The sequence below is a fragment of the Leifsonia lichenia genome (assembly GCF_054780215.1).
On the sequence record NZ_BAAGWT010000008.1, the window covers coordinates 185,558 to 208,059 of the forward strand.

At 66.9% G+C, this 22,502-nt stretch carries 25 protein-coding genes; 17 read left to right on the plus strand and 8 right to left on the minus strand.

Going from position 1 to position 22,502, the window contains the following annotated elements; translation table 11 throughout:
* Window positions 1-2: 2 nt before the first annotated feature.
* The 4 genes from ACYVGI_RS13980 (at window position 3) to dnaB (ending at window position 3,176) form a co-directional block, all read left to right on the plus strand.
* On the plus strand, window positions 3-512 hold the full coding sequence (locus ACYVGI_RS13980) for a single-stranded DNA-binding protein (RefSeq protein ID WP_055897229.1): 510 nt from the start codon (window positions 3-5) through the stop codon (window positions 510-512).
* 60 nt (window positions 513-572) lie between these two features.
* The gene (gene rpsR, locus ACYVGI_RS13985; protein ID WP_055897232.1) at window positions 573-836 is read left to right on the plus strand and encodes a 30S ribosomal protein S18; all 264 of its coding nucleotides are present in this window, start codon (window positions 573-575) and stop codon (window positions 834-836) included.
* Window positions 837-847: 11 nt separating this feature from the next.
* Window positions 848-1,300: a 50S ribosomal protein L9 gene (gene rplI / locus ACYVGI_RS13990; RefSeq protein ID WP_055897235.1), complete on the plus strand. Its 453-nt coding sequence runs from the start codon at window positions 848-850 to the stop codon at window positions 1,298-1,300.
* A 502-nt stretch (window positions 1,301-1,802) separates the two neighbouring features.
* Window positions 1,803-3,176: a replicative DNA helicase gene (gene dnaB / locus ACYVGI_RS13995; protein WP_460633212.1), complete on the plus strand. Its 1,374-nt coding sequence runs from the start codon at window positions 1,803-1,805 to the stop codon at window positions 3,174-3,176.
* An 88-nt stretch (window positions 3,177-3,264) separates the two neighbouring features.
* On the opposite strand, the gene ACYVGI_RS14000 is transcribed toward dnaB, so the two are convergent.
* Window positions 3,265-4,482, minus strand: a complete 1,218-nt coding sequence (locus tag ACYVGI_RS14000) for an STAS-like domain-containing protein (protein WP_460633213.1) — start codon at window positions 4,480-4,482, stop codon at window positions 3,265-3,267.
* Between the two features lie 565 nt (window positions 4,483-5,047).
* On the opposite strand from ACYVGI_RS14000, the gene ACYVGI_RS14005 reads away from it, so the two are divergent.
* Together ACYVGI_RS14005 and ACYVGI_RS14010 are read left to right on the plus strand one after the other, a co-directional pair.
* Window positions 5,048-5,344, plus strand: a complete 297-nt coding sequence (locus ACYVGI_RS14005) for a hypothetical protein (protein WP_460633214.1) — start codon at window positions 5,048-5,050, stop codon at window positions 5,342-5,344.
* A 112-nt stretch (window positions 5,345-5,456) separates the two neighbouring features.
* A complete protein-coding gene (locus ACYVGI_RS14010; RefSeq protein ID WP_460633215.1) occupies window positions 5,457-5,927 on the plus strand; it encodes a 2'-5' RNA ligase family protein in 471 nt (156 codons plus the stop codon).
* A 26-nt stretch (window positions 5,928-5,953) separates the two neighbouring features.
* Here ACYVGI_RS14010 and ACYVGI_RS14015 read toward each other — a convergent pair whose 3' ends face one another.
* The 3 genes from ACYVGI_RS14015 to ACYVGI_RS14025 all read right to left on the minus strand — a co-directional run bounded on the left by ACYVGI_RS14015 (window position 5,954) and on the right by ACYVGI_RS14025 (window position 8,832).
* Window positions 5,954-6,502, minus strand: a complete 549-nt coding sequence (locus ACYVGI_RS14015; RefSeq protein ID WP_460633216.1) for an adenylyl-sulfate kinase — start codon at window positions 6,500-6,502, stop codon at window positions 5,954-5,956.
* Between the two features lie 146 nt (window positions 6,503-6,648).
* Window positions 6,649-7,086 (minus strand): alternative ribosome rescue aminoacyl-tRNA hydrolase ArfB, encoded by a 438-nt coding sequence (arfB, locus tag ACYVGI_RS14020; RefSeq protein WP_460633217.1) that lies wholly within the window; start codon window positions 7,084-7,086, stop codon window positions 6,649-6,651.
* Between the two features lie 120 nt (window positions 7,087-7,206).
* Window positions 7,207-8,832 (minus strand): PucR family transcriptional regulator, encoded by a 1,626-nt coding sequence (locus ACYVGI_RS14025; RefSeq protein ID WP_460633218.1) that lies wholly within the window; start codon window positions 8,830-8,832, stop codon window positions 7,207-7,209.
* A gap of 108 nt (window positions 8,833-8,940) precedes the next feature.
* On the opposite strand from ACYVGI_RS14025, the gene ACYVGI_RS14030 reads away from it, so the two are divergent.
* From ACYVGI_RS14030 to ACYVGI_RS14050, 5 genes are read left to right on the plus strand one after another with little or no spacing between them, the layout of a single operon-like run.
* The gene (locus ACYVGI_RS14030; RefSeq protein ID WP_460633219.1) at window positions 8,941-10,203 is read left to right on the plus strand and encodes an alpha-hydroxy acid oxidase; all 1,263 of its coding nucleotides are present in this window, start codon (window positions 8,941-8,943) and stop codon (window positions 10,201-10,203) included.
* Window positions 10,200-11,132 carry an ABC transporter substrate-binding protein gene (locus tag ACYVGI_RS14035; RefSeq protein WP_460633220.1) on the plus strand — a complete coding sequence of 311 codons (933 nt, stop codon included), beginning with the start codon at window positions 10,200-10,202 and terminating at the stop codon, window positions 11,130-11,132. Before ACYVGI_RS14030 ends, ACYVGI_RS14035 begins: the two co-directional genes overlap by 4 nt.
* A gap of 1 nt (window position 11,133) precedes the next feature.
* Complete coding sequence (locus tag ACYVGI_RS14040) at window positions 11,134-12,066, plus strand: amino acid ABC transporter permease (protein WP_460633221.1); 933 nt, start codon at window positions 11,134-11,136, stop codon at window positions 12,064-12,066.
* A 14-nt stretch (window positions 12,067-12,080) separates the two neighbouring features.
* Window positions 12,081-12,845: an amino acid ABC transporter ATP-binding protein gene (locus tag ACYVGI_RS14045; protein WP_460633410.1), complete on the plus strand. Its 765-nt coding sequence runs from the start codon at window positions 12,081-12,083 to the stop codon at window positions 12,843-12,845.
* Entirely contained in the window at window positions 12,845-13,201 is a 357-nt protein-coding gene (locus ACYVGI_RS14050; protein WP_460633222.1) for a RidA family protein, read from the plus strand. Before ACYVGI_RS14045 ends, ACYVGI_RS14050 begins: the two co-directional genes overlap by 1 nt.
* On the opposite strand, the gene ACYVGI_RS14055 is transcribed toward ACYVGI_RS14050, so the two are convergent.
* Together ACYVGI_RS14055 and ACYVGI_RS14060 are read right to left on the minus strand one after the other, a co-directional pair.
* Window positions 13,177-13,719 carry a putative immunity protein gene (locus ACYVGI_RS14055; protein WP_460633223.1) on the minus strand — a complete coding sequence of 181 codons (543 nt, stop codon included), beginning with the start codon at window positions 13,717-13,719 and terminating at the stop codon, window positions 13,177-13,179. The two genes, ACYVGI_RS14050 and ACYVGI_RS14055, sit on opposite strands and share 25 nt — an antisense overlap.
* A gap of 4 nt (window positions 13,720-13,723) precedes the next feature.
* Entirely contained in the window at window positions 13,724-14,173 is a 450-nt protein-coding gene (locus tag ACYVGI_RS14060) for a DUF6194 family protein (protein ID WP_460633224.1), read from the minus strand.
* Between the two features lie 37 nt (window positions 14,174-14,210).
* Here ACYVGI_RS14060 and ACYVGI_RS14065 point away from each other — a divergent pair, with 37 nt between their 5' ends.
* Together ACYVGI_RS14065 and ACYVGI_RS14070 are read left to right on the plus strand one after the other, a co-directional pair.
* Window positions 14,211-15,005 carry a MerR family transcriptional regulator gene (locus ACYVGI_RS14065; protein ID WP_460633225.1) on the plus strand — a complete coding sequence of 265 codons (795 nt, stop codon included), beginning with the start codon at window positions 14,211-14,213 and terminating at the stop codon, window positions 15,003-15,005.
* A gap of 16 nt (window positions 15,006-15,021) precedes the next feature.
* Complete coding sequence (locus tag ACYVGI_RS14070; RefSeq protein ID WP_460633226.1) at window positions 15,022-15,741, plus strand: GntR family transcriptional regulator; 720 nt, start codon at window positions 15,022-15,024, stop codon at window positions 15,739-15,741.
* A 75-nt stretch (window positions 15,742-15,816) separates the two neighbouring features.
* Here the strand turns inward: ACYVGI_RS14070 and ACYVGI_RS14075 are convergent, their stop codons facing one another.
* Together ACYVGI_RS14075 and ACYVGI_RS14080 are read right to left on the minus strand one after the other, a co-directional pair.
* Entirely contained in the window at window positions 15,817-17,169 is a 1,353-nt protein-coding gene (locus ACYVGI_RS14075) for a family 4 glycosyl hydrolase (RefSeq protein ID WP_460633227.1), read from the minus strand.
* 3 nt (window positions 17,170-17,172) lie between these two features.
* Window positions 17,173-18,120, minus strand: coding sequence for an N-acetylglucosamine kinase (locus ACYVGI_RS14080; RefSeq protein ID WP_460633228.1), 948 nt, complete (start codon window positions 18,118-18,120; stop codon window positions 17,173-17,175).
* A gap of 350 nt (window positions 18,121-18,470) precedes the next feature.
* On the opposite strand from ACYVGI_RS14080, the gene ACYVGI_RS14085 reads away from it, so the two are divergent.
* Genes ACYVGI_RS14085 through ACYVGI_RS14100 form a run of 4 tightly spaced genes read left to right on the plus strand, consistent with a single transcriptional unit; the run spans window position 18,471 to window position 22,485 of the window.
* Entirely contained in the window at window positions 18,471-19,823 is a 1,353-nt protein-coding gene (locus ACYVGI_RS14085; protein ID WP_460633229.1) for an ABC transporter substrate-binding protein, read from the plus strand.
* 4 nt (window positions 19,824-19,827) lie between these two features.
* A complete protein-coding gene (locus tag ACYVGI_RS14090) occupies window positions 19,828-20,802 on the plus strand; it encodes a carbohydrate ABC transporter permease (RefSeq protein ID WP_460633230.1) in 975 nt (324 codons plus the stop codon).
* Window positions 20,799-21,611 carry a carbohydrate ABC transporter permease gene (locus ACYVGI_RS14095; protein WP_402853041.1) on the plus strand — a complete coding sequence of 271 codons (813 nt, stop codon included), beginning with the start codon at window positions 20,799-20,801 and terminating at the stop codon, window positions 21,609-21,611. Before ACYVGI_RS14090 ends, ACYVGI_RS14095 begins: the two co-directional genes overlap by 4 nt.
* A gap of 46 nt (window positions 21,612-21,657) precedes the next feature.
* Window positions 21,658-22,485, plus strand: a complete 828-nt coding sequence (locus ACYVGI_RS14100) for a 6-phosphogluconolactonase (RefSeq protein WP_460633231.1) — start codon at window positions 21,658-21,660, stop codon at window positions 22,483-22,485.
* Window positions 22,486-22,502 lie beyond the last annotated feature (17 nt).

The window sequence follows — 22,502 nt, forward strand, 5'->3', positions numbered from 1 at the left end:
CCATGGCTGGCGAGACCGTCATCACCGTGGTGGGCAACCTCACCAGCGACCCGGAGCTGCGCTACACGCAGAACGGGCTCGCGGTTGCCAACTTCACCATCGCATCCACACCCCGCACGTTCGACCGTCAGGCGAACGAGTGGAAGGACGGTGAGGCTCTCTTCCTGCGCGCGAGCGTCTGGCGTGAATTCGCCGAGCACGTCGCCGGATCGCTGACGAAGGGCTCGCGCGTCATCGCGCAGGGCCGTCTGAAGCAGCGTTCCTACGAGACGAAGGAAGGTGAGAAGCGCACCTCGATCGAGCTCGAGATCGATGAGATCGGCCCGTCGCTGCGCTACGCCACCGCTTCGATCACGCGCGCGCAGTCGTCTGGCCGTGGCCCCGGAGGTTTCTCCTCCGGTGGCGGCGCCGTCGAAGAGCCGTGGGCGGCATCGGCGCCTGCAGACGCCTCCTCCTCAGGAGCAGACGTCTGGAACACGCCGGGCAGCTACAGCGACGAGACTCCCTTCTAAGGGTCACCAACATTCACCAGCTCCATCGGGCCTCGATGAGAGCGGAAAGCAAAGGAAATCATGGCTGGAAAGTCGAGCGGCGACCGCCGCAAGCCGATCCGCAAGGGCAAGGACGGCAAGAACGCCGCTCCCGCGAAGTCGATTCGCGTCGGCGTCATTGACTACAAAGACGTCGCGACCCTGCGGAAGTTCATCTCGGAGCGTGGAAAGATCCGCGCCCGCCGCATCACCGGTGTCTCCGTCCAGGAGCAGCGCCTCATCGCCCGTGCCGTCAAGAACGCACGCGAGATGGCACTCCTCCCCTACGCCGGCTCGGGCCGTTAGGAGATACGGATATGTCGAAACTCATTCTGACGCACGAGGTCACCGGCCTCGGCTCGGCCGGAGACGTCGTCGACGTCAAGAACGGCTATGCACGCAACTACCTCATCCCGCAGGGCTTCGCTATCGCGTGGACCCGCGGTGGTGAGAAGCAGGTGGAGCAGATCAAGGCGGCTCGCGTCGCTCGTGAACTCCACACCGTCGAGCAGGCGCAGGACCTCAAGGCGAAGCTCCAGGCCACCAAGGTCAAGCTGACCGTGAAGGCCGGCCGCGAAGGTCGCCTCTTCGGTTCCGTCAAGACGTCCGACATCGCGGAGGCCGTCAAGGCAGCCGGGATCGGCGAGCTGGACAAGCGCAAGATCGAGATCACGTCGCCCATCAAGGTCGTCGGTGACCACGAGGCCACGGTTCGTCTTCACGACGACCTGTCCGCCGTGATCACCCTCCAGGTGGTCGCTGCCAAGTAGGCACGATAAGCAGAAAGTGTAGCGGCGGGCGGATGCCCGCCGCTACGCCTGTTAACGGGCAATTTCCGCAGCTTTGTACACAGGGCGAAACGCCCGGGAAACCCGTTTTCCCACACAAATGGAACTGTTTTCTACACACAGGGTGTGGAGAGAAAAAGACCCGGTCAAGCGGCATATAGTCGCGAAGATTGATTTTTAGTCCACACCTTTCCGCACAGGTTGTGCACAAGCAGCGCGGCGTTTCGCGCAGATTCTCCCCAACGTTATCCACAGGCGGAGTTGTGGCCTGAGTTCGCGCTCCTTAGGGTGGAGCGAGGTCGGCGGAAGCCGGCCGTGGGGAACCCGGCGATGTCGGTGGTCACCCCCAAGATCCTGATAGCAGCGAGCCGTGCCACGCAGTGTGGCGTGAGCGAGGTTCACTGGAATCGGGCCGCTCGGGATGCGCGGGGCCGTGCGCCCCGTGTCCTCCGGGCACCGCGAGGAAACAAGAAGAGGAGAAATCGTGTCGATCGCCCATCTGGGTCTCGCTGACCAACGCGAACCGGGCGAAGCACGCACGTCGGAACGAACGCCTCCGCACGACCTCCTGGCGGAGCAGAGCGCACTCGGCGGAATGCTCCTCAGCAAGGATGCGGTCGCCGACGTGGTCGAGGTCGTCCGCGGCCCCGACTTCTACATCCCCAAGCACGAGATCATCTACGACGCGATCCTCTCCCTCTACTCGCACGGAGAGCCCACCGACGTCATCACCGTCACCGACGAGCTCACCAAGGTCGGCGAACTGTCGCGTGCAGGCGGCGCGGAATACCTGCACACGCTCACCAGCCTGGTTCCGACCGCAGCGAACGCCGGTTACTACGCCAACATCGTCGCCGAGAAGGCACTGCTGCGCCGTCTGGTCGAGGCGGGCACCCGCATCACGCAGATGGGCTACAAGGCGGAGGGCGAGGTGCTCGACCTCGTCAACAACGCCCAGGCCGAGATCTACTCCGTCACCGGCTCGCAGGAGACAGAGGACTACGTCCCCCTCACCGACGCGGTCACCGTCGCCATCGACGAGATCGAGGCGGCGAAGCACAAGGACGGCTCGATGACGGGTGTCCCCACCGGCTTCGCCGAGTTGGACGAGCTCACCAATGGTCTCCACCCCGGCCAGATGATCATCGTCGCGGCGCGACCCGCCCTCGGAAAGTCGACCCTCGCGCTCGACTTCGCCCGCGCGGCCGCCATCAAGCACGACATGGCCACGATCTTCTTCTCCCTCGAGATGGGTCGAAGCGAGATCGCGATGCGCCTCCTCTCCGCCGAGGCCTCCGTTCCCCTGCAGAGTATGCGTAAGGGAACGGTGGACAACCGCGACTGGACGACCATCGCATCCACTCGCGGCCGCATCAACGACGCTCCGCTGTACATCGACGACAGCCCCAACATGACCCTCGTCGAGATCCGCGCCAAGTGCCGCCGCCTCAAGCAGCGTGTCGGCCTCAAAATGGTCATCATCGACTACCTGCAGCTCATGACGAGCGGCAAGCGCGTCGAGAGCCGCCAGCAGGAGGTCAGCGAGTTCTCGCGAGCCCTCAAGCTCCTCGCGAAGGAGCTCCAGGTCCCCGTGATCGCCCTCTCCCAGCTCAACCGTGGCCCAGAGCAGCGCGCCGACAAGCTCCCAGCCCTGAGCGACCTCCGCGAGTCCGGCTCGATCGAGCAGGACGCCGACATGGTCATCCTCCTCCACCGCGAATCCGCCTACGAGAAGGACAACCCCCGCGCCGGCGAGGCCGACCTGATCGTGGCCAAGCACCGCAACGGCCCGACGCGCACCGTGACGGTCGCGTTCCAGGGCCACTTCTCGCGGTTCACGGATATGGCTCCGGTGTAGTCAATCCGCTGACATCGTCGCCCTTGCTTCGCGGCGCTGGTGTTTCGCTGAGCGACCGGCTTACGGGCAGTCGGAAGGCACGCGCCGATCATTCTCCGGACTTCAGACGGAGTTCAATCGCGCGCTCGATCAGGCCTCGATTAACGGGCGATGCGCCGTCGACGAATACCGTCCGTCGAAACTCCAATTCTCCCATCTCAAGTGCTAACTTGCCAAGTACCTCATCTGCAAAGCTGGACGATACAAGAGGTATCCCGCGAAGATCCAAGACGACCTGGCTCGCTCCAGCACTCACGTAGTTCCGAATACGCGTCCGCACTTCAGTGCCATGGTGACGAGATCCCACCATGGACTCGAGTTCGGAAGCATCCAAGCGGTAGTAGCCGTCTTCGGTAGCAATGGTGTTGAGAACGGAGCTCTCTTGCTCCGGTCGGCCGAGGGCCTCGTTGATGCTCACCGATCGGGCGCAATTTAGGCGCCAATCGACGGTGGTCGAATGTGAGGTATCTGCATCAAGAAGAGGACGGTTCTTATCCAAGCTTGAAATCACGTTGCCCTCGCGGTACTCCCATGATCCTCGACCAGATCGAACCGTCAATTGGCCACCATTAATTTCGACTGCCCGCCGAAGCCCGTGCAGGCCATTACCTTGATTGTTCTTACCCTTACTGGTCACGCCTTGTTCGAGAGCGTGGCTAATTGCGCTGTCCGCGGTTCGCACTCGCGCAGGATCCACTGAGCTACCTTGAGCCGCGTCGACCATTGCTCTGTGGATGCCGCGTCCAGCATCGGTTACACCGAGCACGCAGGTTCGGTTTCCCGTGTGCACCTGCATCATGACAAATCCGCGTTCCGCGTGTGAGTGTTGAAAGACGTTGTCGAGTACCTCGTAGATGCACCAATTTAGAGTGTCGATGACTCCCGATTCGCACACAACCAGGTCCGTCAGGCTCGCCATAAAGGCGTCAGCAAGTAGTTGAGCATCGTTTTCACTGTCGTACCTCCAGACGACGTTGGTTGGATACTCATCCTTCGACAGGTCGGTAATTGATCGGGGCGACTGGAGCCATGTCTTCGCCTGATTGGCGTGCAGGTGCTCGGCGTGAAACCTTAGGCGCCGAACGCGTTGCAAGTAGTCAAGTACGGCAGCAAAGCTCACTGTCGTATCTGGCCAGGTCGTCCATAGAGCCTGATAGTCGAGAATGACAGTGTCACCGTCCGCCCAACTCTTCGATGCGGCGATGATGCCGTCAACGGCGTCCATCGTGCTGAGGTTTTGAACCTTGTGGCGGACGATCCCCTTCATGGTCCGAGACTAGCGGGCACCACTGACCCGGCAGGACTTCTCCACCAACGGAATACCTGAATTGCCCGCCGGATGATCGACTAATGCGCGGCTCAGCGAGTGACGCTGTGGTCCTTTCGTGATGCTAGTGGGATGACGAATGAACCGGGCTCGCTGCACTACGTTGAACTTCAGGTATTGGATCTGCAACACGCGATCGGCAACTTCGGGCGGTTACTTCCGGCGCTGGGATACGCGACTTAGCAGCACTGGGACGGCGGACCAAGCTGGATTCATGGGGCGACCTACGTCGTCATCACACAGGGGTCGCTGCCCATCCACCACGAATCGAAGCGGTGCCGGGCTCCTTCCACGCTGGATCAGTAGAGGCCGCCGACCGTCTCTGGGCTGAGCGACTCACCACGGGTGGATGCAGCTGTGCTCGGATCGACACACATGGGCAGGCGGGGCCGGGCACGACGCAGCGTTCGTAGAGAATGGCGAACGGTTCAACGTCGAACTCGTTTCATCAATGGACGGTCAGGGAACTGCATACGAGCCGCCACTCGCATGCGATGATCTGCAGATGGAAGCGCCGAGCCTGAGCAATGTACAGGAGACGATCGCACGGGTTCTCGCGATCGAGCGCGGCACTCTCACTGAGGTGGAGCAGTCGCAGATCAAGGATCTTCGCGCGTTCGGCGGGCCGATCACGACGCTTGAACTCGATATCCCATCGGACTCGCCTGCCCTGCACGTGTCAGACGGCCTCGACCCAGAGCAGCGCAGCGGCGTCGACGTGGTCGACGGTGGCGGCAGCATCGTCGGAGGAATGATGCTGTGTGTCGCAGGCGGCCGGCTCTCAGATCTCGAGTACTACTAGCTCTCCGAACAGCCTCCAACTGAGCTACCTCCGATCGATCGGATTCAGCCGTCGCGCGCTGTTCGGTGATGGGTCTGCATTCGAGACGCGTCCCGTGCCATAGGGTCAGCTCATGGGGAGCTATGCCGTTGTCGCATTGTTCGATCCGCTCAAAATCGGCACCACCATCAGCCGCCGCGAATGGCCGGCACACGTCACCCTCGCCTCAAACTTCACCACTGCCGCGGCCCCCGATCGGCTCGTCGAGCTCGTCACAGAATCAGTCCCGGCTGAACCGCTGAAAGTTCGCATCGGTGAACAGGCGCTGTTCGGACCGAACCACGATGTGCGAGTCCGGCTCGTGCATTCGGAACAGGCGGCCAGCGTGCACATACGCCTCGCTGATCAGCTTCGATCCCTCCTCGGTTTCGCCGCGGAAGAACCGGCGTACTGGCGCGAGGGGTACCGGCCGCACGTGACCCTGGGCCCATCGGCAACTGCGACGGAGGGGGACCGCGAAACTGCGAACTCCGTTGCGGTCGTGGAGATTCTCGATAGCGACGCCAAGGTCCTGGCTCCGTTGCATCTGCGAGGCGCCCGCTGACCGTTCCCCCCCGCGTGCACTCGCCTTCAGTCAGCGCGACCTTGCGTATCAAGCCACCGAGTGAGTGAGACGAGATCGCGGGCAACCTCGTGCACCGTCCTGTCGTCGACGTTCACACGATGAACGGCGGGGCCGACGTCGGCCGCGAGTTTCCGGGCAGCAGCGGAGCTGCGCCGCAGGTGTTCCTCCAGCAGCGAACCGATTTCCCGCCGTGCAAGGTGGGACCGCGCCGTTTCGTCGCTCGCCGTCAGCAGGACACCCACGCTGCGAACCGTGCCGCCGATTGCGGCGATCAGCGGTCTCATGTGAAGGACGCTGACCGTGTTCGTGTAGATAAGCCGCCGATATCCCGCGTTGCGGTAGTTCCTCCACATCGCTGCCAGGTTCTGCTCGGCCAGATCCACCCCGTGGCGCCACGGCTCCGGGTACGCCTGATCGAGGTTGTCGCCCTCGATCAGCGCATGCTGAACCGTAGAGGATGCAAGCAGATGGGATACCTCTGCGGCCACCGTCGACTTCCCGACACCGGATCTGCCACCAATGAACAGTACTTCGGTCGGCATGTCGGCATCCATACCTCAAGCGTGACACGGTTCCAACGGCATCTGCGTGCCAACCGACTTCGACGCGGGACAGAAGCGCAAGAATTGGTCCGCTCTGCGCGCACCTTCCCAGCAGACTGTCCAAGTCCAGATCGACCTCACGAATAGCGATCGGCTGGTCAGTCGTGCGGAGGTCGTCGCAGGCGCTTGACGTCGGTGCGCCGCTTCTTCGCTTCCAAGCGTCGTTGCTTGGCACCGCGACTGGGCCTGGTCGGCCTTCGCGGGGCCGCCGGCGGCAGGAGTGCGTCGGCCAGGATGTCGGCCAGCCTGGCGCGCGCAGCTTCCCTGTTGCGCAGTTGCGCGCGATGCTCGGATGCCACGATTGTCAGTCTTCCGTCGACGACACGACCGCTCAGACGTTCGAGAAGCCGCTCCCGCTGCTCGGGCGAGAGCACGGCGGACCCTGCCACATCCCACACGAGTTCCGCGCGAGAGTCGGCCGTGTTCACACCCTGTCCTCCTGGACCGGATGAGCGCGAGAACCGCCAGGACAGCTCAGACTCGGGGATCGTGAGTCCGGAGTCGACCCGAAGGCCGGGACGGTGGGAAGCGGGCATGGGTCCATCATGCTCCGTCAGCCTGGCGGCTCTCGGCATCGTCGCTGGGATGCCCTTCGCTCGGGGACTTTCTGAAGGCGTGACGGCGAAGCTCGCGGTGAAGGCTTTCGCGTTCAATCCCTACCCGGCGGCCGCGAGGCGCAGCCACAGCCAGAGCCGCTCATCCGGATCGTCGAGTCTCAGGCCGAACTCGGTGCTGAGGCGACCGATCCGGTAGCGCGCCGTGTTGTTGTGGATGTGGAGCGCATCCGCGCTCGCCGCGACGTTGCCGTTCGCGCGGAGGTACGCGAGCAGCGTGCCGACGTACTCGGTCCCGGTGGTGCGATCGTGTTCGCGCAGACGATTCAGATCGCTATCGTCGTGCGATGGTGAGTCGGCGAGGAAGTCCCCGACCGCTTGAAGGCCGAGGCGCGCCTGATAGTCCTCGAAGAGCGCGACCACGGGGCGCTCGGCCGGGGAGAGGCCGGCCGTGAGGGTGAGCGTTCTGACGGCTGCGATCTTCGACGACGGCAGTTCACCGACCGTGCGCGCGGAGGGCCCGGCGGCGGACAGCACCGGATGGGCGCTGATCGCGCGCGCGGACCCGCAGATGTCTGCTGCGATACGGCTGAGAGCGCTCCGCGGGTCCGCCCCGGCCGCCGGGAACAGGGCGTACACGCGCGAGTCGACCAGGGCGCAGTTGGCGACCGCGAAGTGCAGGTTGCACGTGATGATGACCAGGTTGAGCAGGCGATGGAGCTCACGGACCGCATCCAGGCTGCCTCGGTCGGGTCGCACCAGATCGAACACGACGACGGCGAGTCCGGGGGCGGGGTCGATGCCGAGCTGCGCCCCGGCGAAGGCCGCGTGCGGTCCGCCATCGAGGACGGTGCGCATCAGGTCGCCGTTCCTGCCTTCGCCGAAGTCCGCGCCGGAACGGGCGTGGAGCAGGTGCAGTCCGGCGAGCGGCGCCAGCCGGTCGAGGGCTGAAAGCACGTCGGTATGCCGGTCCCCGCCCGGGTCGATGGTCCAGATCGTCGCCAGCAGCTCGTCCCCCGCCCGGACAGCGATCGCCAGCCGGCCCATTCCACCGACCGTGTCCGCCACCCGGATGGCGCGCTGGGCGGCGTAGACGGTGCCGAAATCGGGGTCGTACGCGGGCGGCGTGAGCTCCTGCAGAGCCAGCGTGGTCGCGCGACGGAGGTCGTCGATCGGCTGGCCGGACAGGGTGGAATAGCCCAGGATGCGTCCGACAGGGTCGACGATGCTCGTCGCCCCTCCGGTGATCGACGCGATCGCGTTCGCGAGCGCGTAGATGTCGCCGAGGCGGACGCCGGAGACGGAGTCGGTGCTCGTCCCCAGCGCGGATGAGCGCACGAGGGTCGCCAGGCGACCCCAATCGCTGTCGTCCCGGACGATGAGGACGGCGATGTGGAACGCCGAGACCGCCGCAGCGATCTCGGCGATGGTCGTTCCGCGCGTCTTCACGGCGACGCCCGCAGCGCCCGCATCCTGAGCGCGCCTGGCGAGCGCCGTGAGCTCCGGACCGCTCGGCGAGACGCCGACGGCGAGCACGATCTGATTGTGCCAGCCGTCGGAGGAGTCGAGACGGTCGTAAAGGGTGGCGCCGGTGACCGGGTGAGCGGTGTTCTCCCGCGTCGGGTTGAGCTGGACCAGCTCGGTCACCAGACGGAGGGTGTCGGAGAGGCGCGCGAGCGTCGGCCCGCCGTCGTAGGCCTCGGCACCCTCGTCCTCGACGGAGTTCATGGTTGGACATTATCACCAGCCAGCGCCTGCAGATTCGTGAACCTTCACATATCGATGCGATTTCTGTCTGGGGAAGATGGCCTCTACCCACTCCGATGGAGGACAGCAATGAGGCTTCGAGACATTCGCTCCCTGGCGACGATTCCGCGACCGGCACGGTCGGCGCGCGAACGTCTCGCCAGGTCGCTGCACAGCGTCGAGGACGTGCGGCTTCGCGCACGGCGACGCCTTCCGCGCAGCATCTTCGATTACATCGAGGGCGGCAGCGAAGACGAGACCTCGCTGCGTCGCAACCGTGCGTCGTTCGACGACTGGTCGTTCGTGCCGACTTGGGGGCCGATCGAGAACTTCTCCCTGAGAACCACCTTGCTGGGCGGACCGCTGTCGATGCCCCTGACGCTCTCCCCCACCGGCGGCACCCGGCTGTTCCACCCGGACGGCGAGATCGCCGCCGCGAGGGCCGCACTCGACGCCGGGGTCCCGTACGGGCTCGCGCACCTCAGTACGACGACGATGGAGAAGGTGACTGCCGCGACTCCCGGACTGCGTCGCTGGTTCAACCTGGAGCCGATCGCCGACAAGCGGGAGCTGCAGGCGGTGCTCGATCGCGTCTCGCGCGCCGGCTACGAGGCCATCATGGTCAACGTCGACGTGCGGGCCATCGGTCACCGTGAACGCGACTACCGCAACGGCTTCACCGCACCGCCGTCGATCAAGCCACGCACCGTGGTCGAGGGCGCCCTGCATCCGCGCTGGGCGCTCGGCTTCCTCGCGAACGAGGCCATCGCCTTCCCCAATCTCGACGCCATCGAGCCGACCGGCCCGCTCGCCAGCTCGCCGGACATGTGGCGCACTCTGCTCGAAGGCTCGTACGAGCCCACGGGATGGGACGACCTCGCCGACCTCCGCGCCCGCTGGCACGGGCCCATCGTCATCAAAGGCTGCGTGAGCGCCGCCGACGTCGTGACGGCCGCCGACCTCGGCATCGACGCGGTGCAGGTCAGCAACCACGGCGGACGCCAGCTCGACCACATGGCGTCTCCGATGGATGTCCTTCCGGAGATCGTCGCTGCCGCCGCCGGCCGCATCCAGATCATCGTCGACGGCGGCATCCGGCGCGGATCGGATGTGGTCAAGGCGCTCGCGCTCGGCGCGGACGCCTGCGCCATCGGTCGCCCGTACCTCTACGGACTCGCCGCTGCACGCCAGGCGGGCGTGAGGCACGTCCTGTCGCTGTTCGAGGCGGAGATGACCCGCACCATGATGCTGCTCGGCGTCTCGTCCGTCGAGCAGCTCCGCGCGGAGGGACCCTCCCTTCTCCGCCATCGCACGAACCTGTCCACCCACCACGAGAAGAGTCCTCAACGATGATTGCTCCCACCCGCATCGCACGGCCGGCCCGCAAACGGCGCGCCGCCCCCGCTGTTGTCGCAGCCGCCGCAGCCGTCCTCCTGGTCGCCACCGGGTGCTCGGCCCAGACGGCCTCGCCGGTCACGACCTCCACCGCCGATGTCCCGACCGTTCCCGTCGATTCCGCCGCCGCCAAGCTCCTTCCCGCGAGTGTCGCCTCCAGCGGAGTGCTCCGCGTCGCCATCCCGACCAACGAGCCGCCGACGCAGTACTACCAGGCAGGAACGCAGCACCTGACCGGCATCAATCCGGATATCGCTCGCCTCATCGGCGCCACCCTCGGTCTGAAGGTCGAGATCAGCGTCGCGAACTTCGACTCGATCATCCCGGGCATGGCCGCGAACCGTTACGACATGACCGTCTCCTCGATGACGCCGACGACCGAGCGCATGAAGGTCCTCGACTTCGTCGACTACATGCAGATCGGCAGCGCCATCGCCGCCCCGAAGGGCAACGCGCTGAAGCTCTCGCAGAAGACACTCTGCGGCCACAAGGTGGGCCTGCTGACCGGGTCGTACCAGCTCTCGGTCAACATTCCGGACTACGACAAGGCGTGCCTCGCCGCTGGGAAGCAGAAGATCGAGACCAACGAGTTCCAGGACACGCGCCAGGCCATCTCCGCACTGACCAGCGGACGGGTGGATGCGGTCTTCGCCGACTCCCCGATCGTCGCCTATGCCGCCAAGCAGAACCCGGGCATCGAGGTGGTCGACACGTTCGACGTCACCCCGGTCTCCGCCGGAGTGACCAAGGACCCGAAGCTGGTGACCGCCGTCGGCGCCGCCCTCGCGTCTCTCGTCACCACCGACGCGTACACGAAGACCCTCGAGAAGTACGGCCTGGGCAGCGGTGCCATCACCGATGCCCGCGTCAACGTCGCGCAGGATTGAGGTGAGCACTGTGACTTCCGCCCCTGCCATCGCCGATACCCCGGCGGCCGCGTCCCACGAGTCGGAGCCGGTGGTGCCCCTGCGGCATCCTGTCCGCTGGACCATCGCGATCTTGATCGTGATCGCCGCAGCGGGCGCCGCCTGGGACATGGCGATGAACCAGCGCTACCACTGGGAGGTCGTCTTCCAGTACCTGTTCGCCCCGCAAATCATCAACGGCGCACTGCTCACACTGGGCCTGACCGTGGTCGCTATGGCCATCGGTATCGTGTTCGGCACGGTGCTCGCCATCATGCGGCTGTCGGCGAACCCCATCCTGAGTGTCATCGCCCGCGCGTACATCTGGTTCTTCCGCGGGACCCCCGTGCTGGTGCAGTTGATCTTCTGGTACAACATCGCAGCGCTCTACCCGGTGATCGTCCTTGGCCTCCCCTTCGGCGGACCTGGCATCGTGATCGGGTCGGCGAACGTGTTGATCGCGCCGCTCACCGCGGCCTTGCTCGGGCTGTCGCTCAACGAGGCGGCGTACATGGCGGAGATCATCCGCAGCGGGATCGGCGCCGTCGACCGCGGGCAGTACGACGCGGCCAGGGCGCTCGGGATGAACGGCAGGCTCCTGATGAGCCGCATCGTTCTCCCGCAGGCGATGCGGGTGGTCGTGCCGCCGACAGGCAACGAGATCATCTCGATGCTCAAGGGCACATCACTGGTGAGTGTGCTCGCCATCTCCGACCTGCTCTACTCGGCGCAGATCATCTACGCCGCCAACTACCAGATCATCCCGCTGCTGATCGTGGCGAGCCTGTGGTATCTCGCGATGACCAGCGTGCTGACGTACTTCCAGGGCAAGCTCGAGCGCCGCTACGGGCGCGGATTCGACGCCGCGCGGGTGCGCAGCTTCCCGTGGCTGAGACGAGAGAGGAACGCAGCATGAACCAGACGGTCGAAGTGAACGTCTCGATGGTCGAAGCGATCGGCGTCCGCAAGACGTTCGGGTCGACCGAGATCCTCAAGGGGGTCGACCTTAAGGTGCGGCGCGGCTCGGTGACCTGCCTGATCGGGCCCTCCGGCTCGGGGAAGACGACCTTCCTGCGCTGCATCAATCACCTGGAGAAGGTCAGCGCCGGCAAGCTCTACGTCGACGGCAGCCTGGTCGGCTATGAGGAACGCAACGGCCGCCTGTTCGAGAAGAAGGAGTCGGAGACGGCCAGGGACCGGATGAAGGCCGGGATGGTCTTCCAGCGGTTCAACCTGTTCCCACACCTGACCGTGCTCGAGAACATCGTCGAGGCGCCGATCCGGGTCGCGGGACGGTCGAAGGCTGAGGTGATCCCGGAGGCGCAGGCGCTGCTCGACCCGGTCGGCCTCGGCGATCGAGGCTCCGCATACCCGCAGGAGTTGTCCGGCGGCCAGCAGCAGCGCATCGCGATCGCTCGCGCACTCGCGATGAAGCCGAAGCTGATGCTCTTCGACGAGCCGACGTCTGCGCTCGACCCTGAACTCGTCGGCGAAGTCCTCGACGTGATGAAGGACCTGGCCGAGACCGGCATGACGATGGTCGTGGTCACCCACGAGCTCGGGTTCGCCCGCCAGGTCAGCGACCACGTGGTGTTCATGGATGCGGGGGTGGTGGTCGAGAGCGGGCCGCCGTCCGCCGTGCTCGACGCCCCTCAGCACGAGAGGACGACATCGTTCCTCTCCAAGGTGCTCTGATGGCGCCCGCGTACTCGCCGCTCGTCGTGGCGAATGGGTTCGCCTTCACGGCCGGGCAGACCCCGCACCACCCGGAGACGGACGAGGTCGTCGGTGCCGGGATCGAGGAGCAGACCGACGCGGCGCTGCGCACCCTCGTCGCGCTGCTCGCTGCGCACGGGATGGCCGCGAGCGACGTCGTCAAGGCCACGGTGCACCTGAACGACATCGAGCGCGACTTCGCCGGCTTCGACGCGGCTTATCGGCGTTGGTTCGCCGAGCCGTTCCCGGCGCGAACGACCGTCGGGTCGCGCCTAGACGGGTTCCTGGTCGAGATCGACGTGGTCGCGGTCTACCCGGCACCCAGCCCCGCCTGAAGGGCGCGGATCAGCTCCCCGAGCTGCCCTGACGCGAGCAGGCCGGGGCCGAGCGGACCGGACGCATCCTGGCCGAGCGGTGGCAGGCGGCGGAGGGCCGCTCTGGCGGCCGGGGTGAGGCGCGCGAGCTGCCAGCGCTGCTCGGCCTCTGCCGCGTCGGGCTGGTCGGGCGCGGCCAGACCCACCGCGCGGGCCGCGTAGGCAGCCGCTCCGAGCGCGTGCGCTCCCATGTGGGCGACGCCAGCGGCCTGCGCGCACGCCCTGGCGGCCGCTACGGCTGCCGGGGACGTGACCGCGTGTGCCGCGCGGCCGGCGACGAAGCGGCGGCGGATCTCGCCGGCGGCGTCGAGCTCGCCGCGGGAGAACGCGCGCGCCCGCTCGATGGCGTCGCGCGGGCGGTCGTCGCCGGTCGCCTCCGCCTCCGCCTCGAACAGCGGCAGCACACGCTCGGCGCAGTCGGCGGCCCACGCCGCCACGAGACGCCGGTCCTGCTCGCTCAGAGACTGCGCGGACACCATGTCGTCACCGCCCGGCCGTGCGACGGGATGCGCGTGCCGCCGCCGCGTCGTGCGCCGCTCGCAGCAGGGTGGTCACCGCATCCACTGTCCGCTCCCCCGGCCTCACGACCGAGACCCACCCGGAGGCGCCGTACAGCGGATGCGCGAAGAACGCATCCGTCTCGGCCGGGTCGACGTCGGCGGGGCCGACGAGCTGTGCCGCCTCGTCCCGACCGACGTGGATGTTCAGCCGGAAGCGGCCAGGCGCGTCCAGCCGGGAGGCGTGGTCGTCCGGATATTCCTTCGTGATGATGGTCGCGTACGGCTGGGTGCGCTCAGGGATCAGCCCGTCGGGGGCGAAATAGAAGTACGCGTCTCCCCAGGACAGCTCGGGGAAGCCGCTGCGCTCATCCGGCAGCAGCACCAGCGACCCATCGAAGGACTGGACGATGTCGACGATCCCGTGAAACTCCATTCCTCAATCGTCGGCCTGACGTGCTTATGTGGACTTCGTGCACGAGAACACGGGGAACCGAGCGGCAAACCCTCAAGAGCGTTGGCAGACCACGGCGGCGGTCGGCCGCCTCGCGGGGTACTCGACGCAGCAGGTGCGCGACCTCGAACGGCTCGGTGTCATTCCTCCCGCCCGGCGCGGAGCGAACGGCTACCGCCGATACGACGACCGTCATGTCGTCGCGCTCCGCGCATACCGCGCGCTCGCCGCCGCTGTGGGGCCGGTGCTGGCCAGGCAGCTCATGCCCGTCCTGCTCACAGGAACGGTCGACGAGGCGGCGGAGCGGATCGATGAGCTCCACGCCGCCATCGCCAGGGGGCGGTCGCAGCTTCGCGAAGCGCGCAGCGGGCTCGACGCCGTGCTCGTGGAGACGACCGACGTGTTCGAGGAACGCGACACGATGACGATCGGTGAACTCTCCCAGGCGCTCGACGTGCGGCCGTCCGCGCTGCGGCACTGGGAGCGCGAGGGGCTCGTGCGCCCCGACCGCGGCTCCGACCGCGGCTCCGGGCTCGGCCCCCGCTCGCCGGTGCGGCGTTACGGCGCCCGTGCGATCGCCGAGGCGCGGATCGTCGCCGCGCTGCGGAGCGGCGGCTATCGCATCCCGTCGATATCGCGCATCCTGGATCAGCTCCGCCGCCAGGGGCTGACAGCGGAGGCCCGTGACCTGCTGGACCAGCGGCTGGCGGAGCTGACCAGGCGCAGCATCGCCCTCCTGGATGCGGCCGGTCACCTCCATGCGTTGCTCAACCAGTTGAACCAAACAGCGACGGAGGCGCATCCAATCGCCTGATTGGTATGGTGGGGCTGTGAAAACTCCCACGATCACCACCCGCGTCTCCCGGGAGCTCGGCATGGCCATCAACCACGGGATCTACCAGCCGGGAACCCGGCTGCCGGGCGAGCGGTTGCTGGCGGAGAGCATGCACGTGAGCCGCAGCACCATCCGGATGGCGCTGGAGGATCTGGAGCGTCAGGGCCGCGTCGCGCGCTCTCCGCAGCGCGGATGGTTCGTGCCGAGCCCGACCGTCGGCGAACCGCCGAGCACGCTGGAGAGCTTCACCGAGATGGCGCGGCAGCGCGGCCACACCCCCACCGCCGAGGTGCTGGAGAAGTCGGTGCGCTCTGCGACCCTGGACGAGGCGAACCGGCTCGGGATCGCGCCGGGGACCGAAGTGCTCGAACTGGTCCGGTTGCGCGGGATGAACTCGACGCCGATCTGCGTCGACAGGAACGTTCTGCCGCTCACCATCGCTCACGCCCTGCTCGACCTCGACCTCACTGACGCGTCGCTCTACGAGACGCTGCAGGCGCACTGCTCGGTGAGCATCTTCCGCAGCGCGTACAGCGTTCAGGCAGAGACGCCGACCGCGGAGCAGGCAACGCTGCTGCGCATCCCGGCGGGCAGCCCCGTGCTCGTCGGGCGCGAGATCGCGTACGACAGGGCGGGCACGCCGGTGCTCGTCGGGCTGAACACCTACCGCGGGGATGCATACCGCTTCCACGCGGACCTCTACCGGGCGGAGTAGCGGCCCGAGCAGCAGGAGCCCACGCACAGACGAGGCCCCCGACCCTGGATGGGTCGGAGGCCTCTGTCCGTCCGTTCAGTGCAGCGGAGGAAGGATGTCCTTCTGCAGTTCCAGGAACTCGTCGAGCATCGCCACAGCGCGGTTGTGCGAATCCACCACGGGGTCGAGCAGGATCGCCTGCAGCAGTTTCGCCTTCGACTGCTCCGCGTACGCCTGCACCAGCAGCTTGTGGATGCTCCCCTGCAGCCGCACCATGGCGAGCACGCCCTCGGGGAACTCCTCCAGCGGCACCGCCACGAGCTCGCCGTCCACGACGCGGCCTGGCACCTCGACGACCATGTCGTCGGGGAGGCCGGGGATCGCGCCGCGGTTCGGCAGGTTAACGGCGGGCAGGTCGCGCTCGACACCGCAGGCCACCCACTCGATGATCGGGATGGCGAGCTCCTCCGACGACACGACGGGACGGTTCTCGAGGGTGTCCTCCAGCGTCTTCTGCGCGTGCTTCGGCGGCTGATACGGCCGGTCGGTGTCCGCGAACCGGATCTCGTAGTACCACTCGGGCGTCGCAGCGCCCTCCTGCCAGGGCGAGCCGTCGGCCGGGTCGTGGAAGTACTGGAGCTGGGCAGGCACGTAGTCCTCTGCCCAGGACAGGTACTCGCCGATGTGGTTGGCGCTCGGTGACGGCCACAGCCCGAAACGGCGGAACAGGATGCGCGAGAGCCCGACCTCGTGCCAGTCGGACACCCAGTTCGCGTCGTGCTCCAGCTCGCGCAGGCGCGGGTACAGGTCTTCGCCCGTCTTCCTGTCCCTGATGCGCTGGAACCAGGCGAAGTGGTTGATCCCGCCCGCGGCGAGGTCGAGCTGGTCGAGCGGAGTGTCGAGCAGGGCGGAGATCTGGCGGGCGCCCTGGAAGTAGCCGTGGCACAGGCCGACGACCTTGACCGAGGTGAGGCGCGAGATGGCCTCGCAGACCTTGTGCTCCGGGTTCGAGAAGTTGAGGAACAGCGCATCCGGGGCCAGTCTTTCGATCGCGCGGGCGATCTCGAGCAGCGGACCGAACTGGCGGAGGGCGTGGAACAGCCCGCCGGGGCCGCCGTTCTCGCCGTAGACCTGGCGGAACCCGTACTTCCTCGGCACGGTGAAGTCCTGCGACCAGTAGTGGTAGCGGTTCACTTCGATGGCGGTCACCACGAAGTCGGCGCCTGCGACGGCCTCGTCGAGGTCGGTCGTCGTTGTGATGGTCGCCTCGTGGGCGAGCAGCTCGGTCAGGTGCCTGGCGTAGCCCTCCATCTCGGCGAGCGGAGCCGCCGCGATGTCCATGAGCGTGAGGTCGAGGCCCTTCTCGGCGATCGGTGCGCTCAGGAGGAGGTCGCGAATGATGGTTCCGGCGAACTCCCGGCTCCCTGCTCCAATGAGTGTTACTTTCATCTGCTACTTGTCTCCGATCTGGATGGTGTTGACGTTGTGGTCCCGTGCGATCCGGCGAGCCACCGTGACGGCTCCGAGCACAGGGGGTCTGTCGAGGATGGTGAGTGCGAGGTCGGGGTGGTCTCTCTGGAGTGCCGCACCGAACGCATCCTGGAGTCGTGGCTGACGCTGGATGACCGAGCCGCCCGCCACGACGCCGTCAGCGGGGATGCCGCGTTCGAGGAGCTGATGGACCAGCCAGGCGAGCTGTTCTCCGGCCTCGTCGATGACCGCGGCGGCGATGGCCGACCCCTCGTCGGCTGCGGCGAAGACCTCGGGGGCGTGCCTGCCCCACTCCTCCGCGGACGCGGCGTTCGTCACGGCGAGGGCGAGCCCGTCGCCGTCGCTCGCGGAGAACGAGGAGAGCAGCCGCCGTCCGAGCTGGTCGAACGACCCGCCTCGATCGAGGTCTCGGAGCACGGCCCTGGTGGCGTCGCGCACGAGTCCCGCCGCGCTTCCCTCGTCGCCGAGGAGCCAGCCCCAGCCGCCGGCGCTGACCAGTTCGCCGTTCGCATCCCTGGCGGTGGCGATCGCTCCGGTGCCGACCACGACGCCGATCGCGCGTTCGTGACCCATCGCGGGCGGGATGAGCTCTGAGTCGTTCAGGACGGCGACCCGGCCGCTGAACCTGGCTCGCAGGGCGCGTTCCAGCTCGCGGCACTGGGCTGTGTTCTCGCAGCCGTGCGCGCCGACGGCGAGCGGCGAGGTCAGTGCCTCCTGGCCGACGTGCTCCACCAGGAGGTCGTGAAGCCCGATGGCGTCGCCCTCGAAATCGCCCAGGCCACCGCGCCAGGAGGCGGACGGCACCACGATGTCGCGCCGTCCGGATGCGGTGTCCGCCTGCGGGTCGGCCGGAGCGACGACGATGTGCGTCTTCGTTCCGCCGATGTCGACCCCAACCACTCGGCTCATCAGTTCTTCCCTCACAGTCGGTCTCGTGGTGTGGTCCACCAGCGTCGGCGGCGCCTCCACGCTAATCACACGCAGCCCAGTTATGCCAGTTCGCGGGCGATTAACAACCAGATCGCAGACTGGTCCGGTTCCATCGGGCCCATTCAGGGGGCTGTCAGGTGAGGTGGCGGAGTGTTGATGCCTCGATTGAGCCAGCCTGCCACGGAATTGCGGCCCTGCTTTACCGGACCAGTAGCGGGAATGGTTGTTATTTCGTCCCCAAGTGGACTAACTGAGCTGGTTACGAATAGCGTTGCTCCCGCGCTGCATATCGGCGTGAACGACAGGGCGACGAGTTAAAGGAGACTCGCATGAAGAAGCGGCACCTCGCTGGAGCGATTGCTGTAGCTGCCGGATTGGCCTTGGGCCTGGCGGGCTGCGCACCGGGCGGATCCACGGCGGCGGACTCCTCCCGTCCCGTCTCGAAAGACGTGTCGGGCAAGGACGTCACGATCAAGATCCTCGACTTCTGGCAGAACGACGAAGGCAAGTGGATGGACGCCGTCGTCAAGGACTTCGAGAAGCAGCACCCGAACATCACCATCAAGCGCACCACCCAGGACTGGGGCCAGGTGATGAACACCCTCAACCTGCGCCTCGCCGACGCGAACGGCCCGGACATCGCGCTGGTCAACAACGGCTGGCAGTCGATGGGCACGCTGGCCAAGGGCGGCCGCATCCTGAACCTCGACGCCTACTCGAAGCTGTACGGCTGGGACAAGGAGATCCCCGACACCATCTCCCGTCAGCTCGAGTTCACCCCGGACGGCAAGCAGATGGGCACGGGCTCGCTGTTCGCCACCCCCGCAGCGCGTTCCTCGCTGATCGGGCTCTACTACAACAAGACGATGCTCGACCAGCTCGGCCTGCCGGTGCCGACCACGCTCGCCGAGTTCGAGAAGGACGCCGCGGCGATCAAGACGGCAGGCAAGACGCCGATCGCGTTCGGCTCGCAGGACAAGGGGTCGGCGACATCGATCCTGTTCGCCACCCAGAACCTCTACGCCCCCGCCGACAAGATCGGCGACTTCGTCTACTCCAGCGGAAACGTCCCGATCACCGACACCGGAATCGTCGACGCCGCCACCGACGTGAAGAAATGGGCGGACGACGGCTGGTTCACGCCGAACTACCCCGGCATCCAGTACGCGGATGCGCAGAACGACTTCCTGACGGGCAAGGCTGCCTTCCGCTTCGAGTACACCGGCTCGCTGGCGTTCTCCGAAGCGCAGAAGCAGACCTTCGGCTATGTTCAGCTTCCGCAGGTCGAGGGCGACAAGGTGGTCGGCACCGGAGCGTCCGCTGCCAACCTCGCCATCTCGTCGAAGTCGAAGAACCCGGATGCTGCCGCAGCGTTCCTCGACTTCATGGCCAGCAAGACGGCCGCTCAGGAGGCGGTCGACCACGGCTTCCTGCCGCTGCTGCACTCCGACCTGAGCATCCCGAGCGGCAACCCGGAGCTCGCCAGCGAGATCAAGGCGCAGCAGGCTCTCGACAAGGGCAACGGCTACGTGCCCTACTTCGACTGGTCGACCCCGACGATGCTCGACACGATCGGCGGCCAGCTCCAGCAGCTCTTCGCGGGTCAGGTCACTCCGCAGCAGCTCGGCGAGGCAGGACAGAAGGACTACGACGCCTTCCAGGCCCAGCGGGCGAAGGGCTGAGCCGATGACCTCGTCCGATCTGGTGCAGCGGCAGGAGACCCCCGCCGCTGCACCGGCGGCGTCGCGCACAGCACGCAGCGCATCGCCCAGGAGGCGCAGGCTGTCGCCGCTCGCACGCCGACGCCGCTGGCTCGGGCTGGCGTTCGCGGCTCCTGCGCTCCTGTTCTACGGGTTCGTCGTGCTCGTCCCCATCCTGCAGAGCGTGAACTACTCGCTCTATAGCTGGGATGGGGTGAGCGCGGCCCGCTGGGTGGGCTTCAGCAACTACGTGTCGTTCTTCACCGACCCCGAGCTGCTGGAGTCGCTCGGTCACGTCCTGGTGCTCGTGGTGTTCTTCTCGCTCATCCCGATCGCGCTCGGCCTGATCTCCGCCGCCCTGCTCGGACGCGGCAAGACGACGGGCAGCGGCGTCTACCGCTGGCTGCTCTTCCTCCCGCAGGTGCTCACCAGCGTGGTCGTCGCCGTGATCTGGAAACGCATCTACGGCCCGGACGGCCCGCTCAACTCCGCCCTGCGCGCCGTGGGCCTCGGAGACCTGGCCAAGAACTGGCTGGGCGACTTCACCTGGGCGCTTCCCGCCCTCGGCGTGATCGGCACCTGGACGGCGATGGGCCTCTGCATGGTCCTGTTCGTCGCGGGTGTCGCCGCCATCCCCGGCGAGCTCTACGAACAGGCGCGGATCGACGGGGCCGGGCCGATCCGCGAGTTCTTCTCGATCACGCTTCCGAGCCTGAAGGGTCAGGTCGCCGTCGCTCTGACGCTCACGGTCACCGGGGCGCTCAGAGCGTTCGACCTGGTCTGGGTGACCACACAGGGCGGGCCGGGCACGTCGACCACGACCCCGGCGCTCCTGCTCTACCGCAAGGCCTTCCTGAACCCCGACGTCGGGATGGCCGCGGCGATCGGCATCATCATCGCCGTCGTGTGCCTCCTGGTCGCCCTCGTCATCACCCGACTCTCCGAGGAGAAGAACGCATGATCTCCCGCTCCGAGCGCGTGCTCAACCACACTGTCCTCATTGCCGTGTCGGTGTTCGTCCTCTTCCCCGTGGTCTGGTTCCTGTTCACCGCGCTCAGCCCGTCGCGCAGTGGCCAGCTCGACCTCCTGCATCCGCAGTTCGGCAACTTCGTGACCGCCTGGAACGCCGGGGGCTTCGGGTCGGCGATGCTGGCCTCCGCCGTGATCACCATCGGCGCGGTGGTCGGCCAGACCGTGCTCGCCGTGCTCTCCGGCTTCGCCTTCGGCGTGCTCGGAGTCGCAGGCCAGAAGGTGATCTTCCCGCTGGTGCTGTTCGGCCTGATGATCTCGGCCGAGGTCTTCATCATCCCGCTGTACTACACGTTCCAGTCGATGGGCCTCACCAACTCGTGGCTCGGCCTCATCATCATCCAGATCGGGATGGGCGTCCCCTTCGGCGCATTCTGGATGCGGGCGACCTTCCGTGCCGTGCCCCCGTCGCTGATCGAGGCGGCCGAGATGGACGGCGCCCGCTCGTGGCGCATCCTGTGGCAGGTGCTCATGCCGATCGCCAGGCCGGCCGTGCTGACCCTCGCGCTGCTGTCGTTCATGTGGACCTGGAACGACTTCTTCCTCTCCCTGGTCTTCATCGCCGACCCGGCCATCCAGCCGGCCACCCTGGCGCTCGGCGTCTTCCAGGGGAAGAACACGCTCGACGTGAACCTGCTGGCAGCCGGCTCGCTGATCGTCGCCGTCCCCGTGCTCATCCTCTACGTGTTCTTCCAGCGCCACTTCATCAGCGGCGTGCTCAACGGCGCGATCAAGGAGTGAGCGGTTCCCGCTCAGCCTGATCCGTTCCCCAGACAAGGAGTCCCCCATGCGCATCGCGCCCGAAATCCTCGACACCCCCGACGACGTCGGCCGTGCCGCCGCCGAGCAGATCGCCGACGCCATCGCGGCCGCGAACGCGGAGGGCCGCACGTTCGTGCTCGGCTGCCCGACAGGGCGCAGCCCGCTCACCACCTACGAGCAGCTCGCCGCCATCGTCGCCGAGCGCGACCTCGACCTCAGCACCGTGGTCATCGCCCTGATGGACGAGTACGTGGAGCAAGCGGGCGGCGAGCGTGCCGCGGAGGACCGGGAGTTCAGGGCGGTCGACCCGGCACTCGCCCACAGTTGCGTCGGCTACGGGGAGCGCGACATCCTCGCCAGGCTGAACGCGGGAGCGCTGCCGGAGCACCGCATCCCGGAGCGGAACCTCTGGCATCCAGACCCCCGCGACCCGGACGGCGCGTACGACAGGAGGCTGGCGGAGGCGGGCGGCATCGACCTCTTCCTGCTCGCCTCCGGCGCGTCGGACGGCCACGTCGCGCTCAACCCGGTCGGTGCCGGAGCGGACACGGTGACCAGGGTCGTCGCGCTCGGCGACGACACGCGCCGCGACAACCTCGACACGTTCCCCACCCTGGGCAGCCTCGATGAGGCGCCTCGCTACGGAGTCACGGTGGGGATCTCGACCATCCGCGAGCTCTCCCGCTCCGTGATCATGGTGGTCACCGGCGAGCACAAGCAGCCGACCGTGCGCAGGCTCGCCGCGGCGGACGCCTACGAGCCGGAATGGCCGGCCACCGTGCTCACCCAGTGCGCCTCCCCGCGCTTCCTCGTGGATCGCAGCGCCGCCGCGCTCCTGCAGACCGCGCTCTGACCGTCGCGCCGAATCTC